Source organism: Dactylosporangium siamense (assembly GCF_016862795.1).
GTDB lineage: Bacteria > Actinomycetota > Actinomycetes > Mycobacteriales > Micromonosporaceae > Dactylosporangium > Dactylosporangium siamense.
Map to the genome: position 1 here is coordinate 26,220 of NZ_BONQ01000157.1, position 21,666 is coordinate 47,885.

At 72.4% G+C, this 21,666-nt stretch carries 21 protein-coding genes; 7 read left to right on the top strand and 14 right to left on the bottom strand.

Annotated features, from left to right (window positions below):
• Positions 1-42: 42 nt before the first annotated feature.
• Both Dsi01nite_RS48285 and Dsi01nite_RS48290 read right to left on the bottom strand, forming a co-directional pair.
• A complete protein-coding gene (locus Dsi01nite_RS48285; protein WP_203853234.1) occupies positions 43-516 on the bottom strand; it encodes a response regulator in 474 nt (157 codons plus the stop codon).
• Between the two features lie 118 nt (positions 517-634).
• Positions 635-1,492: an RNA polymerase sigma factor SigF gene (locus Dsi01nite_RS48290; RefSeq protein WP_239136861.1), complete on the bottom strand. Its 858-nt coding sequence runs from the start codon at positions 1,490-1,492 to the stop codon at positions 635-637.
• 386 nt (positions 1,493-1,878) lie between these two features.
• On the opposite strand from Dsi01nite_RS48290, the gene Dsi01nite_RS48295 reads away from it, so the two are divergent.
• Positions 1,879-2,256, top strand: a complete 378-nt coding sequence (locus Dsi01nite_RS48295; RefSeq protein ID WP_239136863.1) for a DUF3618 domain-containing protein — start codon at positions 1,879-1,881, stop codon at positions 2,254-2,256.
• Entirely contained in the window at positions 2,253-2,525 is a 273-nt protein-coding gene (locus Dsi01nite_RS48300; RefSeq protein ID WP_203853235.1) for a DUF4235 domain-containing protein, read from the top strand. Before Dsi01nite_RS48295 ends, Dsi01nite_RS48300 begins: the two co-directional genes overlap by 4 nt.
• 307 nt (positions 2,526-2,832) lie before the next feature.
• Here Dsi01nite_RS48300 and Dsi01nite_RS48305 read toward each other — a convergent pair whose 3' ends face one another.
• From Dsi01nite_RS48305 to Dsi01nite_RS48315, 3 genes are all read right to left on the bottom strand, one after another.
• Positions 2,833-3,444 (bottom strand): flavodoxin family protein, encoded by a 612-nt coding sequence (locus Dsi01nite_RS48305; protein ID WP_203853236.1) that lies wholly within the window; start codon positions 3,442-3,444, stop codon positions 2,833-2,835.
• A gap of 44 nt (positions 3,445-3,488) precedes the next feature.
• Positions 3,489-4,226 (bottom strand): DUF6766 family protein, encoded by a 738-nt coding sequence (locus Dsi01nite_RS48310; protein WP_239136865.1) that lies wholly within the window; start codon positions 4,224-4,226, stop codon positions 3,489-3,491.
• Between the two features lie 81 nt (positions 4,227-4,307).
• Positions 4,308-4,730, bottom strand: a complete 423-nt coding sequence (locus Dsi01nite_RS48315) for a hypothetical protein (RefSeq protein WP_239136867.1) — start codon at positions 4,728-4,730, stop codon at positions 4,308-4,310.
• Between the two features lie 227 nt (positions 4,731-4,957).
• On the opposite strand from Dsi01nite_RS48315, the gene Dsi01nite_RS48320 reads away from it, so the two are divergent.
• Complete coding sequence (locus tag Dsi01nite_RS48320; protein ID WP_275423476.1) at positions 4,958-5,599, top strand: family 43 glycosylhydrolase; 642 nt, start codon at positions 4,958-4,960, stop codon at positions 5,597-5,599.
• A gap of 248 nt (positions 5,600-5,847) precedes the next feature.
• On the opposite strand, the gene Dsi01nite_RS48325 is transcribed toward Dsi01nite_RS48320, so the two are convergent.
• Complete coding sequence (locus Dsi01nite_RS48325) at positions 5,848-6,279, bottom strand: MarR family winged helix-turn-helix transcriptional regulator (protein ID WP_239136870.1); 432 nt, start codon at positions 6,277-6,279, stop codon at positions 5,848-5,850.
• A 59-nt stretch (positions 6,280-6,338) separates the two neighbouring features.
• On the opposite strand from Dsi01nite_RS48325, the gene Dsi01nite_RS48330 reads away from it, so the two are divergent.
• Complete coding sequence (locus tag Dsi01nite_RS48330; RefSeq protein ID WP_239136872.1) at positions 6,339-7,520, top strand: multidrug effflux MFS transporter; 1,182 nt, start codon at positions 6,339-6,341, stop codon at positions 7,518-7,520.
• Here the strand turns inward: Dsi01nite_RS48330 and Dsi01nite_RS48335 are convergent.
• From Dsi01nite_RS48335 to Dsi01nite_RS48350, 4 genes are read right to left on the bottom strand one after another with little or no spacing between them, the layout of a single operon-like run.
• Positions 7,517-8,263 (bottom strand): futalosine hydrolase, encoded by a 747-nt coding sequence (locus tag Dsi01nite_RS48335; RefSeq protein WP_239136874.1) that lies wholly within the window; start codon positions 8,261-8,263, stop codon positions 7,517-7,519. The two genes, Dsi01nite_RS48330 and Dsi01nite_RS48335, sit on opposite strands and share 4 nt — an antisense overlap.
• Positions 8,260-9,003, bottom strand: a complete 744-nt coding sequence (locus Dsi01nite_RS48340; protein ID WP_203853239.1) for an HAD family hydrolase — start codon at positions 9,001-9,003, stop codon at positions 8,260-8,262. Before Dsi01nite_RS48340 ends, Dsi01nite_RS48335 begins: the two co-directional genes overlap by 4 nt.
• A gap of 17 nt (positions 9,004-9,020) precedes the next feature.
• A complete protein-coding gene (locus tag Dsi01nite_RS48345; RefSeq protein WP_203853240.1) occupies positions 9,021-10,784 on the bottom strand; it encodes a fatty acyl-AMP ligase in 1,764 nt (587 codons plus the stop codon).
• Complete coding sequence (locus Dsi01nite_RS48350) at positions 10,781-15,832, bottom strand: type I polyketide synthase (RefSeq protein WP_203853241.1); 5,052 nt, start codon at positions 15,830-15,832, stop codon at positions 10,781-10,783. Before Dsi01nite_RS48350 ends, Dsi01nite_RS48345 begins: the two co-directional genes overlap by 4 nt.
• A gap of 109 nt (positions 15,833-15,941) precedes the next feature.
• On the opposite strand from Dsi01nite_RS48350, the gene Dsi01nite_RS48355 reads away from it, so the two are divergent.
• A complete protein-coding gene (locus tag Dsi01nite_RS48355) occupies positions 15,942-16,676 on the top strand; it encodes a rhomboid family intramembrane serine protease (RefSeq protein WP_203853242.1) in 735 nt (244 codons plus the stop codon).
• Between the two features lie 55 nt (positions 16,677-16,731).
• Here the strand turns inward: Dsi01nite_RS48355 and Dsi01nite_RS48360 are convergent, their stop codons facing one another.
• From Dsi01nite_RS48360 to Dsi01nite_RS48375, 4 genes are read right to left on the bottom strand one after another with little or no spacing between them, the layout of a single operon-like run.
• Positions 16,732-17,457, bottom strand: coding sequence for a 4'-phosphopantetheinyl transferase family protein (locus tag Dsi01nite_RS48360; protein ID WP_239136876.1), 726 nt, complete (start codon positions 17,455-17,457; stop codon positions 16,732-16,734).
• Positions 17,454-17,759: a ferredoxin gene (locus Dsi01nite_RS48365; RefSeq protein WP_203853243.1), complete on the bottom strand. Its 306-nt coding sequence runs from the start codon at positions 17,757-17,759 to the stop codon at positions 17,454-17,456. The genes Dsi01nite_RS48360 and Dsi01nite_RS48365 overlap by 4 nt, the downstream gene beginning before the upstream one ends.
• A gap of 46 nt (positions 17,760-17,805) precedes the next feature.
• A complete protein-coding gene (gene mqnE, locus Dsi01nite_RS48370; RefSeq protein ID WP_203853244.1) occupies positions 17,806-18,972 on the bottom strand; it encodes an aminofutalosine synthase MqnE in 1,167 nt (388 codons plus the stop codon).
• Positions 18,973-19,013: 41 nt separating this feature from the next.
• Positions 19,014-20,093, bottom strand: a complete 1,080-nt coding sequence (locus Dsi01nite_RS48375) for a hypothetical protein (RefSeq protein ID WP_203853245.1) — start codon at positions 20,091-20,093, stop codon at positions 19,014-19,016.
• A 269-nt stretch (positions 20,094-20,362) separates the two neighbouring features.
• Here Dsi01nite_RS48375 and Dsi01nite_RS48380 point away from each other — a divergent pair, with 269 nt between their 5' ends.
• Positions 20,363-21,235, top strand: a complete 873-nt coding sequence (locus tag Dsi01nite_RS48380) for a 1,4-dihydroxy-6-naphtoate synthase (protein WP_203853246.1) — start codon at positions 20,363-20,365, stop codon at positions 21,233-21,235.
• 40 nt (positions 21,236-21,275) lie between these two features.
• Positions 21,276-21,662, top strand: a complete 387-nt coding sequence (locus tag Dsi01nite_RS48385) for a DUF6069 family protein (protein WP_203853247.1) — start codon at positions 21,276-21,278, stop codon at positions 21,660-21,662.
• Positions 21,663-21,666 lie beyond the last annotated feature (4 nt).

Below are 21,666 nucleotides of genomic sequence, written 5' to 3' on the forward strand. Positions count from 1 at the left end.
GCCATGCGGGTTTCCGTCCGCAAGGACCACGACCGGCGTCGCTCAGTTTGTGGCTGCGCCGGGAAGGCGGACGGTGTTGATCCAGAACTGGTTGATCTGGCGCACGATCGCGACGAACTCCTGATAGTCGGCCGGCTTGGTGACGTAGGCATTGCCGTGGGTGTCGTAGCAGGCGATGACGTCTTCGATCAAGCTGGAGGTGGTGAGGACGACGACGGGGATGCTGGCGACGGTCGCGTCGGCCTTGATGGTACGCAGAACCTGGCGACCGTCGACGCGGGGAAGATTGAGGTCGAGCAGGATGAGGTCCGGGCGGGGCGCATCGGTGTAGTCGCCGCGCTGGTACAGGAAATCGAGGGCCTGTTCGCCGTCGCGTGCGACGTGCAGGTCGCTGTCCAGGACGTCGTCGCCGAACGCTTCGCGGGCCATGAGCTCGTCGCCAGGGTCGTCTTCGACGAGCAGAATCTGCGCGGTGAGTGGCTGACCGATGGTCACGGGGGTCCCTTCATCGAACATGCCGCGTGGGCGCGCCGGCTGCGCGTTGAACGATGGAGAGAGGTCAGCTGCGGTGACTGGTTTCGAGCCGGCGCAACTGTACGCCCGACACTGTCAGCCAATAGGGGTGGGAATCTGGTCAGTCGTCCGAGAGGCGGCGGCGCAGGGTGTTGAGGGTGGCGCGGAGAATCCGGGAGACGTGCATCTGGGAGATGCCGAGCTCGGCGGCGATCTGCGATTGGTTGTAGTTGCCGAAGAACCGCATCGTGACGATGACCCGCTCCCGCTCCGGAAGCGCGGCCAGCATTGGCTTCAGCGCCTCGCGGGCCTCGACGTGCTCGAGGCCCGGGTCGGCGCAGCCGAGGCGGGCGCCGAGGCTGGTGTGCTCGCGGTCGCTGTCTTCGCTGCCGGCGGGGGCGTCCAGGGACAGGGTGCGGTATGCGTGGGCGGCGTCGAGACCTTCGATGACGTCTTCCTCGGTGCAGCCGAGCCTGGTGGCGAGGTCCGCCACCGTCGGGGATCGGCCGAGGGATTGGGTGAGGTCGTCGGTGACGCGGCTGATCCGCAGCCGGAGCTCCTGGGTGCGGCGCGGGACCCGCATGTCCCAGCAGCGGTCGCGGAAGTGCCGTTTGAGCTCGCCGGTGATCGTCGGGATGGCGTACGCGGTGAACCCGACCCCGTGGGCGGCGTCGAATCCGTCCACCGCCTTGACCAGCCCGACGCCGGCGACCTGGACCAGGTCGTCGACGGGTTCACCGCGGTTGCGGAACCGCTGGGCGAGGTAGCGGGCAAGCGGCAGGTACAGCTCGATGATCCGGGCGCGGATGCGGGTCCGGTCCGGGCTGCCGGTGGGCAGGTCGGCGAGCAGGGACAGCAGCGACATGGCGACCGCATTGGTTGCCGCCCGGTCCGCGGCCCGGCGGTGGGTCACCGTCGCTGGATCGTCGGTTGCGGCGGCGCCTGTGGCGTCTGCATGGATGGTCGTGGTCATGGTCATGGTCAGCAACCCCTCGGAGGGTGTTTGTAGTGCTGTTCCTGAACTGCAGGGATGTTGCGGCAAGGAACAGCGGGTCAGCGGTGAGCGCGGCATGCGTCGAAAAGGCGCGGGCGGTGCCTGCGCGGCGTGCACGCCGGCATAGGTGCGCTGACCTAGCCGGGGTATTGAGTGCCGCTGCGCGGTGCCCGTGGACGGTCCGTGCTGGCCGCCGTTGCTGGACGACCTGACCTACCTCGCATCGTAGGCCCGCCCGGGCGCCGGCGCCAGCCGACGCGGTGCCTATCCCGACGACGCGCATGGGCGATGACCTGCGAAGGATCGATGTTTACTTTCCGCACAGCAAGGGAATGGGCAGCGGAAGTGATCGACGCGAAAGGATGGATGGCATGGCCCCGACGACGGCTGATCCGCAACAGTTGCGGGCCGAGATCGCGCGTACCCGCGTCGCGCTCGGCGAGACTGTCGAAGCCCTTGCGGCGAAGGTCGATGTCAAGGCTCGCGCGAAGGACGCCGCGGCCGGGCTGGCACATCGCGCGCAGGCGAGGACCGTTGCCGCCGCCGGACGCCTGCGTGACCAGGCATCGTCCGCTGCCACCACCGTGGCCGAGCGCGCCGCCACGACAACCGGGCCGCTCGTCGTGGCGGCCCGCGACCCGCACGGGTGGCGGCGGTTGCGCCGGCCAGTTCCCGCCGCCGTGCTGAGCACCGCGGTGACCGTCGCCGTCGCGCTGGTCGTGTTCGGCGTGAGGGGGCGGCGCCGGTGAGCGGCCTCGCTGGGAAGCTTGCGTACAAGCCGGTCGGGTTGCTGCTCGGTGTCGCCGCCGGCGCGGCGGCCGGGGCGCTGTTCAAGCAGGCGTGGCGGCTGGCCGGCCACGACGACGACGCACCGAACGCCACCGATGAGGACCGCGGCTGGGGCGAGATCCTCGCTGCGGCCGCTCTGCAGGGCGCGATCTTCGCCATCGTCAAGGCGGCCGTCGACCGGGGCGGCGCGGTTGCGGTACGCCGCACAACCGGCTACTGGCCCACCTGAGGGCCCGCTCTGCGGTCAGCCCTAAACGCGCAGCCGAGCACAGGTCCACCTGCCGTACCGCAGCGAACGTCCTACGGACGTGCCAGCACCGCCACGACCGTCTCGAACGCTGCAACGCAGGGAACGCAGGGAACGCAGGGAACGCAGGGAACGCAGGGAACGCAGGGAACGCAGGGAACGCACCGACACAGCATGATGTCCAAACAGGGGCGGAGCCGGACCTGAGCTGCACGTGGCTCCGAACTTCTCACTGACATCCGGGCCGTGGCCGGGCACGTGTCCGCGTTTGCCCACGGGTGCGGGTGGGTCAAGCCGACGGCTCGTAAGGCTGAGCGGCCAGCAGCCGGGCGAGATGGGCGGCGTTGGCGGCAAGGGTCTTCGTCGCGGCGCCGGTGGTGTCGGGCTTCGGCCCCGCCTGGTCGTAGTCGACCTTCTGCATCGCCTCACCGACCCAGTACGTGCCGCCGGCGGCCGGGATGGTGAAGCCGACATCGTTGAGCGCCTGGAACACCTCGGCGGTCACGTGGTGGGCGCCGTCCTCGTTGCCCACCACCGCGACCGCCGCGACCTTGCCGTAGGTGAGCAGGCGGCCCTGGTCGTCGGTCTCGGACAGCTCGGCGTCGAGCCGTTCGAGGACCACCTTGCACACCGACGCCGGCTGGCCCATCCAGATCGGGGTGGCGATGACCAGGATCTGCGTGCCGAGGAGCTTGGCGCGGATCTGTGGCCAGGCGTCGCCGTCGCCCTCGTCCGTGGAGACGCCGAACCGCACGTCGTGGTCGACGACGCGGATCACCTCGCCGTCGACGTCGTGGTCGGCGAGGGCGGCCAGGACTTCCCGGCCGAGCAGTTCGGAACTGGACGGGGCGGGAGACTTCTTCAGCGAACAGACCAGGACCAGGGCACGCAACGAAGGCATGATCTCACCTGTACCCGCGGCATCAGCTGCGAACCCCCGCTGGGTCACCCTTCGATACCGGTCGAGCTGTGCGAGGCACCTACGGGCTTCGACTCCGGTGAGCCGCGCTGCCGTAGGTAGATCGACAGGATCGCCATGGACGCCACCGCGAGCAGCTCCGACTGCCAGTTCTGCAGGGTGCGGCTCCAGAAGTCCGCGTTGAGCAGGTACTGGCTCCAGCTGAGCGGGTCCTGCCGGTCCGCCAGCTGCCGCTCGTTGAACGCCGCGGCGCCGGCGATCGACTGGGCCAGCCACGACAGCACGAAGATGACGCCCATGACGAGCCCGAGCGAGTTCGACAGCAGCACCCGCCGCCAGCCGCCGTCCGTGCGGGCCCACGCCGGCGAGTCCTGGCGGGCGTACCTGCCGACCAGCTGGTCCTCGTCGGACTCAAGGCCGGCCTCCTCGGGCTTCTTCGACTCCGGCGAGCCGCGCTGGATGAGCCAGACGGTCAGCACGATGTAGAGGAAGAACTGCAGGTACTCCGACTGCCAGTTCTCCGCGACGTCGGCGGCGAACGATGCCGATGTCAGATAGCGGGTCAGGGAGATCGGCGGCAGTCCGTCGGTGATCTGCTCAGCGTTGAAGGCGGCGTGCCCTGCCAGCGCCTGCCCCACGAGCGCCAGCAGGAACAGTGCACCGAAGACCAGACCGAGGGCATGTCCGGTCAGCCGGCGCCACAGCCGGGTTCGTGTCGTGCCAGCGTCGGCGGCGGGTGTCTCGATTCGAGGTGGGGCGGTCACCGGTGCATCAACCCGATCGTGATGAGGTACGCCAGCCCGACGGCGATGACGCCGAGGCACAGGATGAACATGACACGCACGTCAGCCTCCCTGTACAGCGCAGTCGTACGGACGGTCACCCTGCGGCCGGCAGCCGGCATCAGCGACCCGCCAACCGCCAGGGAACATCGCGAGGAACAGCGTGCCGTCACCGTCGGGCGCCTCGACCGCGACCTGGGCATGCTGCCCGTACACCTCGACGCGGGTGACCGCGCCCGGGTCCGGCAGGCCCTCGTCGCCGATCGCCTCGGGACATGGCCTACCGGCGGCCTGCTCGACCGCGTGTGCGGTGTCCGGGGCGAGCAGGGCGCAGGCGGCGGCACCATCGCCGTCTCGAGCGGCGCTGAGCAATTGGTTGGCGGTGGCGGCAGCGGTGTCCGCGCGGGCGTCGCCGCCGCAGCCCGAAAGGGCGAGCGCGCTCAGCAGCCCCACAGCGGCGAGGGGAAGCGTTCGCAGGTAGTCCACATGGAACGGGATTCCCCGCAAAACCCGAGGTCATGCATCGGCCGGGCACAAACTCCACCCATATCGACACTCATAAGTGTTGATATGCGATGATTTCTGCGCGAACGTTGCCGTATTGCTTCGCAATCCGCCAGGAGAGGCGTTGACTTTGCGTGCCGAATCGCCAGATCCACCAAATCCGAACACATTGAGCCGTCGAGGGCTCCTCGGCGCCGCAGTTGCCGGGAGTGCCGCCGTGGCGATGCCGTGGGCGGCCGGCCCGGCCCGGGCCGCGGGTCAAGGTCGTCGACGCGGCCAACGCCGACATCGGTTACCCCACCGATCCGCAGTACCTCGAAGGTCCGTGGATGACGAAACGCGACGGCCGCTGGTACCTGTTCCACGCCGCCTACTACGGCCCCGCCGCGAACCAGGGGTACTGGACCAACGTCGCCTACGCCGACAGCCCGCTCGGCCCGTTCACCAAGGACCCGCACGCGAAGCTGTTCTTCGGTGGGCACGTCAACGCCTTCGACGGCCCCGACGGGCGGACCTGGCTCAGCTATCGCGGCGAGAACCCGCAGTATCCGAGCACCATCGGCGGCCCCAACGTCGACCCCGTCGACATCGACGCCGGCCGGGTCCTGCCGCGCGGCAACACGCTCGGCCCGATCACCTTCCCGTACCAGGTCACCGAACGGTTCAGCACCCACACCGACAGCGCCTGGGTCCGCAACGGCGGGACCTGGTCCGCGGCGTCCGGCCGGCACTGGACCCAGCTGGCGACCGCACCGGTGACCGTGGTGCCCGGCACCGCGTACCACCTGAAGGTCGTCGCCTCCGGCAGCCTCATCCGGGTCTACGTGACCGACATGACCACCCGAAGCTGACGTCACCGACGGGACCTTCGGCAGTGGCCTGATCGGCGTGCCTACGTTCAACGCCACCGCCACGTTCGACAACGTCACCGCGGGGGGTGCGGCATGAGGTCCCGCGTGGCCGCCGTCCTGATCGTGCTCGGCGCGCTGCTCGTCGCGCCGCCCGCGGCCCGCGCCGCGGTCATCGACGCCAGACCGTTCACCGCCCCGGTCGGCACCCGGCACTGGTGTCCGCGACTTCATGTCGGTCCCGATCACCTTCACCCGGCGCTGAAGTGCTGTTCGATGCGGCTCAGCAGGGCGGCGCAGCGGCGGACGTCGTCGAGGTCGGCGCCGACGGCCTCGGCGAGCTCGCGGGACCAGGCGGCGCGCAGCGTGCGCAGGTTGGCGGCGGCGCGGTCGGTCGGGTGCACGGCGACGCCGCGGCCGGCGGTGGCGCGGCGGGAGATCATGCCCTTGTCCTCGAGGGCGCGCAGGGCGGTGCTGACGTTGGTGCGCTGCAGCTGGGTGCGGCGGGCGATCTCGCTCGGGGCGGCGCCCGGGAAGAGGTCCACGACCCGCATCACGTGCCGCTCGGTGTCGGTCATCGGCACCACGCCGGGACCTTCGGGGGTGCGGGCCCGCACGAGCCGGCCGACGTTGAGGATCAGGTGCGCGAGGTCGGCGAGATCGGCGTCGGTGTCGTGGGTCACCGCGTCATCGTAGTGGATTATGGCAGCATAGTTATGTGACGATAACCAAGGTGGAGCCCGTGCCACGCCTGCAGCGGGCGCGGCTGGCCGTGGTGCTCGGCTCGCTCGCGGCGTTCGGCCCACTCACCATCGACATGTACCTCCCGGCGATGCCGGGCATGGCCCGCGACCTGCACACCAACACGCCGATGGTGCAGCTGACCCTGACCGTCTTCGTGATCGGCCTCGCCGTCGGCCAGGTCGTCGCCGGGCCGCTGTCCGACACGTGGGGACGCCGCCGGCCCCTTCTCGCGGGCCTGGCCCTGTACGTCGCCGGCTCTCTGTGGTGCGCGCTCGCCCCCGACGTCGGCTGGCTGATCGCCGGCCGGGCCGTGCAGTCGCTCGGCGCCGCGACCAGCGTCGTGCTGTCCCGCGCGATCGTCCGGGACCTCTTCGAGGGCACCGCCATGACCCGCTTCTTCTCCACCCTCATGCTCGTCAACGGCGCCGCCCCGATCCTGGCACCCGTCATCGGCGGCCAGCTCCTCGCCGTCGCGAGCTGGCCGGCGCTCTTCCTCGTCCTGGCGGCCTTCGGCGGCGTCCTGTCGCTGGTCGTCGCCCTTGCCCTGCCTGAGTCGCTGCCCGCCGAGCGCCGCCGCGCCGGCTTCCGCGACACGTTCGGCGCGTTCCGGGTGCTCGTCACCGACCGGCAGTACCTGCGCTACGTCCTGACGGCGGCCCTGATGTTCGCCGCCGTGTTCGCCTACATCTCCGGCTCGTCGTTCGTCCTGCAGGACGTGCACGGGCTGAGCCCCCAGCAGTTCAGCCTCGTCTTCGGCGCGAACGGTCTCGGCATCGTGCTGTTCGGGCAGCTCAACGGCGTCCTCGTCGGCCGCGTCGCGGGCGAGCACGCGCTGCTGCGCACCGGCCTCGGGGTCGCGGTCGCCGGCGCCGCCGGGGTCCTGCTCTGCGCCACGGCGGACCTGCCACTGCCGCTGCTGCTCGCCTGCCTGTTCGTCGTGGTGTCGATGCTCGGCCTGGTCCTCGCGAACGCCACCTCCCTCGCTCTGGCCGGGCACGCCCGGTCGGCGGGCGCGGCGTCGTCGCTGCAGGGGCTGCTGCAGTTCCTCGTCGCCGGTCTCGCCGCCTCCGCGATGGGCCTCGCCGGGCAGTCCACCGCCGTGCCGATGGCCGCGACGATGGCCGTCTGTGCCGCCGCGGCACTCGCCGTCCTGATGGTGATGCGAGCCAGGCGACCTTAGGAAGCCGTCGCCAGGACTGCGAACGCGTCGCGGAGCGCACCCAGGGCCTGCGGGATCCGCCAGGCGGACCGGTCCCGCGGACCGACCTCGTTGGAGACGGCCCGCAGCTCGCCGAACGGCGTCCCGGCCGCGGACGCGGCGACCGCCACGCCGAAGCCTTCCATGCCTTCCGCCGTCGCGTCGTGTACCCGCCGGCGCAGCGCATCGGTCCGCGCGGCCGACCCGGTCGCGGTGCTGACGGTCACCACCGGCCCGACGGCCGCCGACGGCAAAGCCTGCCGCAGCAGCCGCAACAGCAGCGGATCGACGGCGTGACGGCTGCGGCCGAACCCGAGACGCTCCAGGTCGATGAAGCCGTCGCCGTCCTCGGCGCCGAGGTCCCCCGCCGCGCTGAGGCTGCCCAGGATGAGACCGCCGATGTCGGCCCTGCCGGGAAACGCGCCGCCGATCCCGGCGGACAGCACGGCGTCGAACGGCGAGCCCTCGCACTCCGCGCGCGTCAGCACCCGCGCGGTGGCCGCGGCGGCGTCGGCCGGACCGACCCCGCCGGCGACGACCAGCACCGAATCCGGCCCGACCGCACCGACCCGCGGCTGGTCGTCCGGGGCGAGACCGAGGCCGGTGAGGACCGCCGCGCGCTCCGGCTCGACCGCGGTGACGATCAGCACCCGCCGGAAGCCGGGCAGCCCCGGCAACGCGGAGAGGCCGGTCCCGGCGGGCCGGGCCGCGGCCGCCGGGTTCACCGCACGGCCTGCACGAGGTCGAGGACCGGGGCGAGGCCACGATCACCGGTGCGGTGCTCCGCCGGCAGGATGTAGCAGCGCAGCCCGGCGGCGGACGCGCCGCCGTCGCGGACCGGGTTGTCGCCGACCATGAGGGTCGCCCGCGGGTCCGCGCCCAGATCAGCGCACGCCTTGCGGAACAGCTCCGGGTCGGGCTTCTCCCGGCCGGCCTCGAAGGACAGCGCGTAGGTGTCGACGAGGTCGCCGAGCCCGGCGCGGTCGACGTGCACGCGGATGTCCCAGCCGATGTCGCTGACGACACCGACCCGCACGCCGCGCTCCCGCAGCCCGCGCAGCACGGCGCCGGTGTCCTGGTAGGGCACCCATGAGTCGGCGTGCACGACCCTGGCCTGCGCCGCGGCCTCGTGCCCGCGCAGGAACGGCACCGCGGCGAACCAGGCGAGCATCGCATCGCGGTGCCGGTCCGCGGTCAGGTCGCGGCCGACCTGCACGGCGAGGACCTCCGGCAGCTGGTAGGCGGCTGCCAGGTCGGCCTCGACCGCGGCGAGCGCGGCCGGGTCGTCGAGCTCGTCGGTGCGGCCGGTGTCGGCGGCGATCCGTCGCAGCCACACCGCCACGTCGATCATGTGGAAGATCGTGTTGGCGAAGTCGAAGAGCACCGCCTGCACCGGTGGCACCGGATCCGCCGAGGAGGCCGGGTCGCAGGCATACGCGGAGGGCGTGTCGAACAGGGTGCGCATCGCCACCACGCTACCGGTCACCACGCCTTGGGCCCACCGTCGGGCAGCAGGTCCCGGCTCCGTTTGCGCTGGACCTTGCCGCTGGTGGTGCGGGGCAGGCCGCCGGGGCGCAGCAGCGTCACCGACGCGACGTGCAGCTGGTGCTCGTCGGCGACGGCCCGGCGGACCGCGGCGACGACGTCGTCGTACGCGACACCAGCGCCGCCGGCGGAGCGGTCGACGGAGCGGTCGACGCGGACCTGGCGGGCGGTCTCGGCGACGACGCCGAGCTGCCCGTCGTCGCCGAACGGGAACGCCGCCACGGCGTCGGCGGCGATCGCCGGGTGCGCGGCGGCGACGGTGCGTTCGATGTCGGTCGGGTAGTGGTTGCGGCCGTCGACGATGATCAGGTCGTCGAGGCGGCCGAGGACGAACAGCTGCGCGTCGCGGACGAAGCCGAGGTCCCCGGTCCGCAGGTAGGTGGTGTCGGGCCGGTCCGCGAGCCGGCCGCCGAAGCGGGCCTCGGTCGCCTCCGGCTGCCGCCAGTAGCCGCCGGAGACGCTGTCGCCGGCGACCCAGATCTCACCGACCTGCTCCGCTGCCGCGGGTACCCCTGCGGCGACGATCCGCACGTCGAGGTTGGCGGGGATCCGGCCGCAGGCAACGATCTGCCGCGACGGGTGTCCCGGTCGTGCCGCGACGACCTCGCCGCGCTCCGCGAGGGCCTCGGCGTCCAGGTCGGCAAGGCGGGCGTCGTCAGGGTTGCGGGCGCCGCTGACATACACGACCGCCTCGGCCAGACCGTAGCAGGGCCGCATGGTGTCGGCGCTGAACCCGGCGCCGGCGAACGCGTCCATGAAGCGGGTGAGGGTGCTGTGCCGCACGGGTTCGGCGCCGTTGAGCGCGATCCTCCACCCGCGCAGGTCAAGCCGGGCCTTCTGCTCCTCGGTGAGCTTGGCGACGCACAGCTCGTAGGCGAAGTTCGGCGCCGAGGAGACCCAGCCACGGTAGCGGCTGACCGCGTCCAGCCACACGAACGGGCGCATGAGCAACGCCATCGGCGGCAGCAGCACGACCCGGCCGCCGGCGTGCAGGGCGCCGATCAGCTGGGCGAGACCCATGTCGTGGAAGATCGGCAGCCAGCTCACGACGCTGAACTCGTCCGGCGGGCAGCTCCGCGCGTCGACGAGGACCTCGATGGCGGCGGCGTTGGCCAGCACGTTGGCGTGGCTGAGCACGACACCCTTCGGCGCGCTGGTGGAGCCGGACGTGTACTGCAGGAATGCCGGGTCCTGCGACCGCACGCCCGGGTCGCGCCACAGCACGGCGAGACCCGCCGGCACGTCGGCGACGACGATCGGCTCGACGCTGCCGAGGTCCGCGACCAGCGACGACTCCGCGTGCTGTGCGGTGGTGAGCACCACGGCAGGGTCGGCGTCCTTGACGATCCCGTCGAGCCGGCCGAGGGTCCGTTTCCCGCTGTGGATCGCGTCGGGCGCCGGTGACGGCACCGCGACGAGCCCGGCGTAGGCGCAGGCGAAGAACGCGACGACGAAGTCGGCGCCGTTGGGCAGCATGAGCATCGCCCGGTCCCCCGGCGACGCCGTCTGCTGCAACAGCGCCGCGGTGTCCCGGACCCGCCGGTCCAGCTCGGCGTAGGTGAGGGTGGTGACCTCCTCGCCGTGGCTGTCCAGCTCGACGCAGGCGGGCCGGTCCGGCCGGACCCCGGCGTGGTGGCGCAGCAGGTCGCCGAGCGTGCGGACACCCTCGATCACCTGGACGGGGTGCCGGTCGGGCGTCACAGGTTCCCCGCCGAGCCGTGACCGTTCGCGGACGCCAGGATGGTGCGGGCGCCGGGGAACAGGCCGTTGGCGGTCATCGCGTCGGCGGCCTTCACGACGATCGCCACGATCCGCTCCAGGTCCTCGTCGGTGTGCGCGAGGGACAGGAAGCAGTTGCGGCCCTCCCAGATGTAGAGGCCGTCGTGGACGAGCATCGTGTGGTAGATCTCGGCGCGCTCGGAGTTGGCCGGCTCCTCGACCAGCCGCAGCCGGAACAGCGAGCCGAAGCGGGCGACGCGGATCGGCACGCCCGCCTCCTCGAACATCGCGTCCAGGCGGGCGCCGAGGGCCTCGGTCCGGGCGTTGAGGTCGGCCTGCAGCGCCGGCCCGCGGCGCACCAGCTCCCGCAGGACGGCCCGGCCGGCGGCCAGCGACAGGGGGTGCTTGCAGAAGGTGCCGGAGTAGAACGTGCGGACCGCCTGCGGATACGGCTGGTCGCCGAACTCCCACGCGCCGCCGTCGATGGCGTCGAGGTACTTCGCGTTGCCGGCGACGATCCCGATCGGCATGCCGCCGCCGACGACCTTGCCGTAGGTGGTGATGTCGGCGGTGATGCCGAACAGGCCCTGGGCGCCGTTCTGGTGCATCCGGAAGCCGGTGATGACCTCGTCGAAGATGAACGGGACGTCAGCGTCGGCGGTGATGCCGCGCACCTCGCGGAGGAACTCGACCGGCTGGATGTCGGGGCGGCGGCTCTGCACCGGCTCGACGATCACGGCGGCGAGCTCGTGCGCCCGCTCCCGCAGCACCTGCAGCGACGCCGGGTCGCCGTAGGGCAGGACGAGCGCGTTGGCGCTGACCTCAGGCGGGATGCCCGGCGCCATCGGCACCGACTCACCGGAGGAGCCCTCGATGTCCTGGCGGGCCAGGATCGGGTCGGCGGTGCCGTGGTAGGCGCCGGCGAACATCGCGATGCGGTGCCGTCCGGTGATCGCCCGGGCCAGCCGCACCGCGACCATGACCGCCTCGGATCCGGTGTTGCAGTAGACGACCCGGGCCTTGCCGGTCAGCTGCCGGATGAGGTCGGTCATCTCCGGCACCAGCGGCGAGTGCGGGCCGAGCTGCATGCCGTCGGCGAGCTGGGCGGTGATCGCCTCGTTGATGAACGGCTCGTTGTGGCCGAACAGGTTGACGCCGAACCCCATGGTGAGGTCGATGTACTCGTTGCCGTCGACGTCCCAGACCTTGGCGCCGTGGGAGCGGGTCACCACGATCGGGTAGCGGGTCTCCTTGAGGTTCAGGTACGGCTGCGGCGCGTGCCGGACGTCGGCGTGGCCGAGCCGCTCCGCGCCGGCCTGGGTCCGGGAGCCGGCGGTGCGGGCGCAGTAGGCGCGGGAGACGTCGGCGATGAAGGCCTTCTGCGCGTCGGTGAGCTTCCGCGACGGCCCGCCGGTGCGGGGGCCGAACGCGACGAACGTTCCCTGCGGCGCGGCCGGGATCACCGTCTGTGGCACAGGCGGCGCCGGCACGAACGCCGGTGGCGGCGGGACGGCGGCCGGGACGGGCTCGGCCGGTCGCGCCACGGGGGCGGCGGCCGGCGCCGGAGGCTGTGCGGCACCGGGCTGGCGGCGGCGCAGCAGCTCGTACGCCTGATCCATCACCTGCGCGTGGACATCGAGGAACCGGTCGACGGCGCCGTTCCCGCCAGCAGCGAGCGGCGGCAGCACGGGCGTCGGCACCGCGGTCACCGCCGACGCCGCAACCGGCAGCGCAGGACCAACCGGCAGCGCAGGACCAACCGGCAGCGTAGGACCAACCGGCAGCGTAGGAGCAACCGGCTGAGCTGCTGGAGCCGGTTCGCGCTGGGCCAGCACGGCGGCCGGGGCGGTCCGCCGGATGTAGTCGGCCAGCCGCCGCAGCGTGTTGACCTCCTCGAACAGCATCCCGATCGGGATGATCACCTCGAAGGTGCGCTGGATGCTCTGGATCGTGTGGAACAGCGTCATGGAGTCCGCGCCGAGCTCCAGGAACGAGGTGTCCGGGTCGATCGGCGCGTCGGACTCCAGCAGCGTCGTCACGACCTGGCCCAGCTCCGCCAGGATACGGTCGCCCGCCCCTGCCGACGTCGGTTGTGCCACGTGCTCCTCAGCCCCTCTCGGGATCGGTGCCGGTGCGGGCGCCCCCGTGGGCAACCAGAACCGTCTGCGCTGGAACGGGTAGGTGGGCAGGTCGACCCGCCGGCGGCGGAACCCGTCGTGGACGCCGGCCCAGTCCAGGTCGTGTCCGGCGGCGTACAGCTGGGCGAGCGAGTCGGTGAGCACGTCGCCGTCCTCGGCGCCGGTGCGCAACGACGCCACCCACCGCGCCCCGGACACCACCCGGCGGCCGGCGCCGAGCAGCACCTGGCCCGGGCCGACCTCGACGAACGTGGTGCAGCCCGCGTCGGCGAGTCGGCGCACGCCGTCGGCGTACCGGATCGTCGAGGTGAGGTGCCGGGTCCAGTACGCCGCGTCGGGGCGGTGCGTGTCGTCGAAGTGCCGGCCGTCGAGATCGCTGACCAGCGGCAGCTGCGGCGCCCGGTAGGTCACGGCGGCGGCGACCTCGGCGAACGCGTCGCGGGCCGCGGCCATCATCGGCGAGTGGAACGCGAGGCCCGACTTCACCGGCCGCACGGTCACGCCGGCGGCGGTCAGGTGCGCCTCCACGGCGGCGACCCCGGCCGGGGTGCCGGCGACGGTGACGTTGGTGTCGGCGTTGACCGCGGCGATCGCCAGGCTGGGGTCGGCGACGGCGGCGAGCGCGGCGCGGACGGTGTCCTCGCCGGTGAACGCGGCCAGCATCGTGCCGGGCCCGCTGTGCTCCTGCACGAGCCGGCCCCGGGCGGCGACCAGCCGCAGCCCGTCCTCGAGGTCGAAGACCCCGGCGACGCAGGCGGCGGCGAGCTCGCCGACGCTGTGGCCGAGCAGGTGGCCGGGACGCACGCCCCAGCCGGTCCACAGCTGCGCGAGGGCGTACTCGACGCAGAACAGGGCGGGCTGCGTGTAGCGGGTCTCGTCGAGCAGGTGCGCGTCGCCGGGCTGCGGGAACAGCACCGTCAGCAGGCTGCGGCCGATCAGGTCCCGCAGGATCTCGTCGCAGCGCAGCAGGGTCTCGCGGAAGCGGGCGTTCGTCACGTACAGCTGGCGGCCCATGTCGGCGTACTGCGAGCCCTGCCCGCTGAACAGGAACGCGACGCTCCCGCCGCCGTCGGGTGGCCGCACCCCGGCGTGCAGACCCCGGTGGGCGGTGCCGGACGCGACGCGCCGCAGCTGTTCGGCGGCCTCTTCGCGGGTACGGGCGGCGAACGCGGCCCGGTGCCGCAGGTGCGACCGGCCGGTGTGCACGGACGCGGTGAGGTCGGCCAGGGACGGCGCCGGCCGCTGCTCCAGCACGCTCGCGTAGCGGGCGGCGAGCTCGGCGAGCCCCGCCGGGTTCTTCGCGCTGACGGTCACCAGGTGCGAGGAGCGCATGTTGCCGCCCGCCGCGGGCCTCGACGACGGCGCGGGCGGCGCGGCCTGGAGGATGACGTGGGCGTTGGTGCCGCCGAAGCCGAAGGAGCTGACGCCGGCGGTGAGGGTGCCGTGCCGCGGCCGCCACGGCTGCCCGGCGGTCGGCACGCTCAGCGGCGCGTCGGCCGGGATCCGCGGGTTGCGCTCCCGCAGGTGCAGGTGGGCGGGGACGTGGCCGTGCTGGAGCATGAGCACGACCTTGAGCACCCCGGCGATCCCGGCGGCGGCCTCGGCGTGCCCGATGTTCGTCTTCACCGAGCCGAGCAGCAGCGGCTCACCCGCGGGCCGACCCTCGCCGAGGACGGCGGCAAGCGCGGCCGCCTCGATCGGGTCGCCGAGCGGGGTGCCGGTGCCGTGCGCCTCGACGTAGTCGACGTCGTTGGGGGCCAGGCCCGCGTCGTGCAGGGCGTCACGCAGGACGTCCTGCTGGGCGCCGCCGTGCGGGGCGGTGAGCCCGTTGCTGCGCCCGTCCTGATTGACCGCCGACCCGCGGATCACGGCGAGGACCCGGTCGCCGTCGCGGACGGCCGCGTCGAGGCGTTTGAGCAGCACCAGGCCGCAGCCCTCGGCGCGCACGTAGCCGTCGGCGGCGGCGTCGAAGGTCTTGCACCTCCCGTCGGCGGCCATCATGCCGGCCTGCTCGAACACCTCGGTGCCGTCGGTGGCCAGCAGCAGGTTGACGCCGCCGGCGAGTGCCGTGTCGGACTCGCCGAGGCGCAGGCTGCGGCAGGCCATGTGCAGCGCCACCAGCGAGGAGGAGCACGCGGTGTCCACCGCCATGCTGGGGCCCTTGAGGTCCAGGGCGTAGGAGACGCGGTTCGCCGCGATGCTCAGCGCCTGCCCGGTCCCGGTGTGCGGGGTGTGCAGGTGCGGCTCGCGGGCGATGAGCCGGCCGTAGTCGCTGCCGCTGATGCCGACGAAGACGCCGGTGCGGGTGCCGGCCAGGGTCGCCGGCGGCACGCCCGCGTGTTCGAGGGTCTCCCACGCGACCTCCAGCAGCAGCCGGTGCTGCGGGTCGACGTGCCCGGCCTCCTTGCCGGAGATGGCGAAGAACTCCGCGTCGAACTGGTCGACGTCGGCGAGCAGCCCGTGCGGGCGGCCCAGCGGCGGGTGGCCGGGCACGTCGCCGCCGACGGCGTCGGTGCCGGACTCCAGCAGCCGCCAGAACGCGTCCGGGCCGGTCGCGCCGGGAAACCGGCACCCCAGGCCGATGACGGCGATCGGGGCGGCGGCATCGGCCTGGGCTGCCGCGAGGGCCGGCGCGGGTCCGGCGGCGCCCGTCAGGTGCCGGGCGAGCTGCCGGGCCGTCGGGTACTGCCAGAACACGGTGGCGGCGACCGGCCGGCCGAGGTGTTCCTGCAGGTCGCCGAGGAGCACCAGGGCGTCGCGGGAGGACAGGCCGAGGTCGGCGAGCACCGCGTCGGGCTCGACGGTGGCCGTGCCGACCTTCCCGGCGACGTGCCGCAGGATCCACGCCTCGACCGCCGCCGCGTCGGTTGCCGCCTGCCTCGCTGGTTGCATGCCACGCCTCCCATGCTCGGTACCGAGCATCGGCGATCACGGTTAGGACATTCCTTAGTTCGCCGATCATGCCGAGAGGAGCGAGCGCGCGACCGGTAGCGTAGGGGCAGTGACAACCGTCGAACCTCGCCGCCCAGCGGGCCTGCCGATCGCCACCGTGATCTTCACGTTGATCACCGTGCTCGGTGCCGCGGCCCAGGTCAACGATCCCGGCGTCCTGACCCGCTTCCGCCGGGACTACCCCGCGTTGCACGACGGGGAGTGGTGGCGGTGGTTCACGCCGCTGCTGGTGCAGTCCGCCGGGTGGGGGCAGATCCTGTTCAACATCGGGTCGCTGATCGTCGTCGGGGTCATCGCCGAGCGCCGGTTCGGCACGTTGCGCTGGCTGGTGCTGTACGTCGGGATCGGCCTGGCCGGTGAGGCCTTCGGCGAGCGGCTCGACCCGACCGGCGCCGGCAACTCCCTCGCCGTCTGCGGCCTCGCCGGCGCCCTGGCGACGCTGCTGGTGCTGCGTCCCGGCGCGGCGACCCGCCCGCACGCGTTCGTCGTGCCGTACTACGTGGCGTGCGTGGCCGGGCTCGGCTTCGGCGGGATCCTCGGCGCGACCATCGCCCCGACCGCCGTACTGGTGATCATGAGCGTGCTGCTGCGCCAGGACACCTACACCGGGGTCGCGTTCTTTGCCGGGGTCGCCTCGCTGGTCGCCGCGGGCGCGCTCGCGGCACGGCCGGACCAGCACGGCATCGGCCTGGTCTGCGGCGCGGTCGCCGGGCTGCTGCTGTTCCCGCCGCGGCACCGCGCCGGGCGGGTCGGCCCGGAGTGGCCGGTGCCCGCGCGCCGCTGACCGCTGGATCGCGAAGGCCCGGCACCCTGGGGGTGCCGGGCCGTTCATCTGTCTGTCAGGCTGCGTACGCCGGCTGCCGGGCCGGGACCGCGATGCCGGTGAGCACCAGGCCGCGGCCGACGAGCCAGCGGCCGCCGAAACCGCCGACCTCGACCCCGCCGACGACCGGGCCGGGCACCAGCAGCCACGCGTGGAACGTCTCGCGCTGCGCGGAGATCGTGACGGTGGCCTCGGTGAAGTCCAGCCAGCGGCCGGTCAGCGGATACCAGGCCTTGAACACCGACTCCTTGATGCTGAACAGCAGCCGGTCCCAGTGCACCCCGGGCCGCTGCGCGGCCAGCTGCCGCAGGTGCCGGCGCTCCTCGGCGAGCGTGATGCTGTCCAGGACCCCGTCGGGCAGCGGCTCGTGCGGCTCGGCGTCGATGCCGATGGTGGTGAGCTGCCCGGCACGGGCGATGGCCGCGGCCCGGTAGCCGGCGCAGTGGGTGATGGTGCCGACGATGCCGTCGGGCCACAGCGGCTCCCGGCGCGGCCCGGACGGGATCGCGACCGGTCCGATCCCGAGCCGGCCGAGCGCCTCCCGGGCGCAGCGGCGGGCCGTCATGAACTCCGCCCGACGCTTCGCGACCGCGTTGCCGAGCGCCGCGAGCTCCTGCGGGAACAGCGGCGCCGGCAGCGCGTCGTCGAAGGCCTCGACGACGGCCGTGCCGGCCGGCAGGAGCCGGCCGAGCAGGGTCAGCGCACCCGCGTCCGCCGCCGGGCCGGCCGTCGTCACGGTCATGCCGTCGGCGCTTCCGGTCCGTACACCTCCACGCCGTCGTGCTGCCGGCGCACGTGGATGCAGTCGCCGGGACACTCGTTCGCGGAGTCGATGACGTCCTGGGCCGCGACCAGCGGCACCAGCACGGCCGTGCGGGGCGTGTGCCGCAGCTCCCCGTCGTCGCCCTTGACGTAGGCGAGCCCGTCCACGTCGAGCTCGAAGACATCCGGTGCGTACTGCACACAGATCCCGTCGCCGGTGCACAGCCCCTGGTCGATCCAGACCTCGAGCTGCTCCTCCTGCGGTGCCGTCGTCGCGGTCATCCGCGCTCACCTGCCTCGTCTTGTCGGTCGATGGCCGGCACGGGGGTCAGACCCGCATCGGCTGGGGCGTCTCGCGACGCGCCTGGTCGGGGCCCTCGAACTCGCGGATGATCTCGTAGCGGGTGTTGCGCTCGACCGGCCGGAAACCGGCGTTGCGGATCAGGTCGAGCAGGCTCTCGCGGGTCATCTTGTCCGGGGTGCCGAACTCGTCGGCGTCGTGGGTGATCTTGTACTCGACGACCGAGCCGTCGATGTCGTCGGCACCGTGGTTGAGCGCCAGCTCCGCGGTCTGCAGGCCGTGCATCACCCAGAACACCTTGACGTGCTGGACGTTGTCGAACAGCAGCCGCGACACCGCGAAGGTCTTGAGCGCCTCGGCGCCGGTCGCCATCGTCGTGCGGGCCATCAGCTTGTTGCGGATCTTGCCGTCGCGCGAGTCGTGGAAGTCGTGCTGGTACCGCAGCGGGATGAACACGTGGAAGCCGCCGGTCTCGTCCTGCAGCTCCCGCAGGCGCAGCACGTGGTCGACGCGGTGCTTCGGCTCCTCGATGTGCCCGTACAGCATCGTGCACGGGGTCTTGAGGCCCTTGCTGTGCGCGAGCCGGTGGATGCGCGACCAGTCCTCCCAGTGGGTGGCGTGATCGACGATGTGCTGGCGGACCTCCCAGTCGAAGATCTCCGCGCCGCCGCCCGTCAGGGACTCCAGACCGGCGTCGATGAGCTCGTCGAGGACCTCGTCGGCCGACAGCCCGGAGATGCGCTCGAACCAGTGGATCTCCGTCGCGGTGAAGGCCTTGACCGCCACCGTTGACGGCAGGGCCTCCTTCAGCGCCCGGATCGAGCGCGGGTAGTAGCGCCACGGCAGCGTGGGGTGCAGGCCGTTGACGATGTGCAGCTCGGTGAGCTGCTCGGCCTCCATCGACTTCGCCAGCCGGACCGCGTCCTCGATCCGCATCGTGTAGGCGTCCTTCTCCCCCGGCTTGCGCTGGAAGGAGCAGTACGCGCACGACGCCGTGCAGACGTTCGTCATGTTCAGGTGCCGGTTGACGTTGAAGTGGACCACGTCACCGTTCTTCTTCGTGCGCACGTGGTGCGCCAGTCCGCCGAGCCACGCGAGGTCGTCGCACGCGTACAGCGCGATGCCGTCCTCGCGGCTGAGCCGCTCTCCGGCGAAGACCTTCGCCTCCAATTCCCGCTTCAGACCTGTGTCCACCTACGACTCCTCATCGACTTGTGTGGGCTTGCGAGCGAGGCTCAGTAGAGCCCTTCCGGCGCGGCGGACGTGATCTGCAGCGGCCGCACGTTGGCGACGGCGTCACATGGCCACGCGTCCCCGGCCCGGAGCCGGACCGCCTGGTCGCGCTCCATGATGTTGGGCAGGAAGAGGTCGTCGTGCAGGACCGTGAGCCGCACCCGGCCGGTCTCGCCGTAGCCGACCGTCCGCCGCGGGTCCTCCTTGTCGACGACCGCCATCGTGACCTGCGGGTAGTTCGGCAGGTACGGCAGGACGGCGCCGTCGCGCTCGACCGGCAGGCCCATCGCGCAGCCGAACGTGTTGCCGTACGTCATGCCGATCAGGCCGCCCTGCAGCGCCTCGGCGATCTCGGTGTACATCGACGGGGTCAGCTGGGTCCCGCCGAGCCCGACGCCCTCCAGCCCGGCGACGAGCTCGGGGCGGCGGGAGATGAGCGCCTGCAGGATCGCCGGCGTCGTCTCCAGGTAGTGCACCCGGCCGGTCTCCAGCACGTCGGTCATCTGCTCGATGGTGTGCTCGACGTACATGTTCATCTCGACGAGCCGGCTGTCGCGGATCAGCGTCTTGATCCACCGCGGGTCGAGGTCCATCGTGTAGACCGTCGAGTCGTACAGCTCGGCGATCTGGTTCGCGCCGCGCCCGACGATGTGCGGGCCGCTCGGGCACGCGTAGAGCCAGGTGCGGCCCGGTTCGAAGCCGGTGAGCCGCAGCCCCCGCAGGCGCCAGGCGGTGTGGTGCTCGGCCATCGACGCGGTGTGGAAGATGCGGCACGGCTTGCCGGTGGTGCCGCCGGACTCCCAGATCCGCCCGGCCAGCGGGCGCGGCACGTCGGACGGCACCAGCTGCACCGGGTCGAGGTCCCGCAGCGTGGCCAGGGAGAACGGCCCGAACTGGGCGAGGTCGTCGTAGCGGGTGATGGCGAGTGGGTCGAACCCGAGGTGCGGCCTGCGGGCCAGCCAATACGGGCTGCCGGTCGCCGGGTCGAAGTGCCGGCGCACCACGCGCACGGTCCACTCGTCGAGGTCGGCGGCCAACCACGCGTCGGTGAGCGCCGCGGCCGGCTCCAAAACGGTCGTCATCGATTCGTCCTTCGGGTGCCGGAAGCGATGAGCCCGGCTGGATGCACCGGACACGGGGAACTGCGGCGGTCGATGGCCTGCAGGTCCTGCCCGGACGGCGACCGACGCACTTGTGCTGCTGGCATCGTGCCGTGGCGGAGATTGGGGAAATCACCACACTTGATCCGCATGCGAAGAGGCCGCCACCACGAACCGGGACAAGCCGCGCGTGCGAGCCGTAAGATCCGGCAGCACGATCAATGCGTCTCCCGCCTCCGGGAAGGGGCTCCATGGACGACCGGCCGCTGTCCATCGCGTATTCGCCGTGTCCCAATGACACCTTCGTCTTCCACGCGTGGACGCACGGCGTCCTGCCGGGTGCGCCCGCGACGGCCGTCACCCACGCCGACATCGACGTCACCAACCATCTGGCCGGCAGCGACCGGTTCGACGTCATGAAGATCTCCTACGCGGCGCTGCCCGGCTTCCTGGGCCGTTTCGCGCTCGTGCCCTGCGGCGGGGCCCTCGGCCGGGGCTGCGGCCCGCTGCTGGTCGCCCGCGAGGAGCGCACGGCGGCCGAGCTGGGCCGCTCCGTCGTCGCCGTGCCGAGCAAGCAGTCCACGGCGTACCTGCTGCTGCGGCTGTGGGCCGAGCGCGGCGTCCCGGGCGGCTTCGGCCGCATCGTCGTCATGCCGTTCCACGAGATCATGCCCGCGGTCCGCGACGGCGTGGTCGACGCCGGCCTCATCATCCACGAGGCCCGCTTCACGTATCACACGTACGGCCTGCGGGAGCTGGTCGACCTCGGCCGGTTCTGGGAGGAGGACACGGGCCTGCCGATCCCGCTCGGAGCGATCGTGGCCCGCCGCGACCTCGGCGCCGGGCGCATCGCCGCGGTCACCGACGCCGTCCGGGCGTCCGTGCGGCACGCGTGGGTGCACCCCGAAGCGTCGCAGAGCTACATCCGCGAGCACGCGCAGGAGATGGCGCCGGAGGTGACGGCGCAGCACATCGCCCTGTATGTCAACGCCTTCACCGAGGACCTCGGCGACGCCGGCCTGGCCGCCGTCCGCGCGCTGCTGGACCGCGCCGCCTCGGCCGGGCTCTGCCCGGCGGTTCCGCCCGGCGCCCTCGATGCGGTACAACCGTCGCCCGTGCCCTGAAGCAGTCCAGCTCCACCCGACCCCGGAGGTACACCCGCCCATGAAGGCTTCCCCGTCCGCCGTGCGCCCGCTCAGCATCGTCGCCGCCGCCGTCCTCGCCCTGATCGTCTGGTTCATCGCCCGTCAGGTCGCCGGCGACCTGGTCGTCAAGTCCGGCGGCAGCACCCAGACGGTCGGCGTGGCCTCGGTCATCCTGAGCGTCGTCGTCGTCGGCCTCCTCGGCTGGGGCCTGCTCGCCCTGCTGGAGCGCATCACCGCGAAGGGCCGCACGATCTGGACCGTCATCGCGGTCATCTTCCTGCTGCTGTCGCTGCTCGCGCCGCTCGGCGGCCTCGACACCGGCACGAAGGTCTCCCTCGCGCTGCTGCACCTGCTGGTCGGAGCCGTGATCATCACCGGGTTCACCCGGACGCCGGCGCGCACCTGACCGA

Coding starts and splice junctions, on each gene's coding strand:
- Dsi01nite_RS48295 (WP_239136863.1), top strand. CDS start 1,879: ATGGCCCCGACGACGGCTGATCCGCAACAGTTGCGGGCCGAGATCGCG.
- Dsi01nite_RS48285 (WP_203853234.1), bottom strand. CDS start 516: ATGTTCGATGAAGGGACCCCCGTGACCATCGGTCAGCCACTCACCGCG.
- Dsi01nite_RS48365 (WP_203853243.1), bottom strand. CDS start 17,759: ATGACCGCGACGACGGCACCGCAGGAGGAGCAGCTCGAGGTCTGGATC.
- Dsi01nite_RS48340 (WP_203853239.1), bottom strand. CDS start 9,003: ATGCGCACCCTGTTCGACACGCCCTCCGCGTATGCCTGCGACCCGGCC.
- Dsi01nite_RS48360 (WP_239136876.1), bottom strand. CDS start 17,457: ATGACCGTGACGACGGCCGGCCCGGCGGCGGACGCGGGTGCGCTGACC.
- Dsi01nite_RS48350 (WP_203853241.1), bottom strand. CDS start 15,832: ATGCAACCAGCGAGGCAGGCGGCAACCGACGCGGCGGCGGTCGAGGCG.
- Dsi01nite_RS48305 (WP_203853236.1), bottom strand. CDS start 3,444: ATGCCTTCGTTGCGTGCCCTGGTCCTGGTCTGTTCGCTGAAGAAGTCT.
- Dsi01nite_RS48290 (WP_239136861.1), bottom strand. CDS start 1,492: ATGACCATGACCACGACCATCCATGCAGACGCCACAGGCGCCGCCGCA.
- Dsi01nite_RS48380 (WP_203853246.1), top strand. CDS start 20,363: ATGGACGACCGGCCGCTGTCCATCGCGTATTCGCCGTGTCCCAATGAC.
- Dsi01nite_RS48375 (WP_203853245.1), bottom strand. CDS start 20,093: ATGACGACCGTTTTGGAGCCGGCCGCGGCGCTCACCGACGCGTGGTTG.
- Dsi01nite_RS48385 (WP_203853247.1), top strand. CDS start 21,276: ATGAAGGCTTCCCCGTCCGCCGTGCGCCCGCTCAGCATCGTCGCCGCC.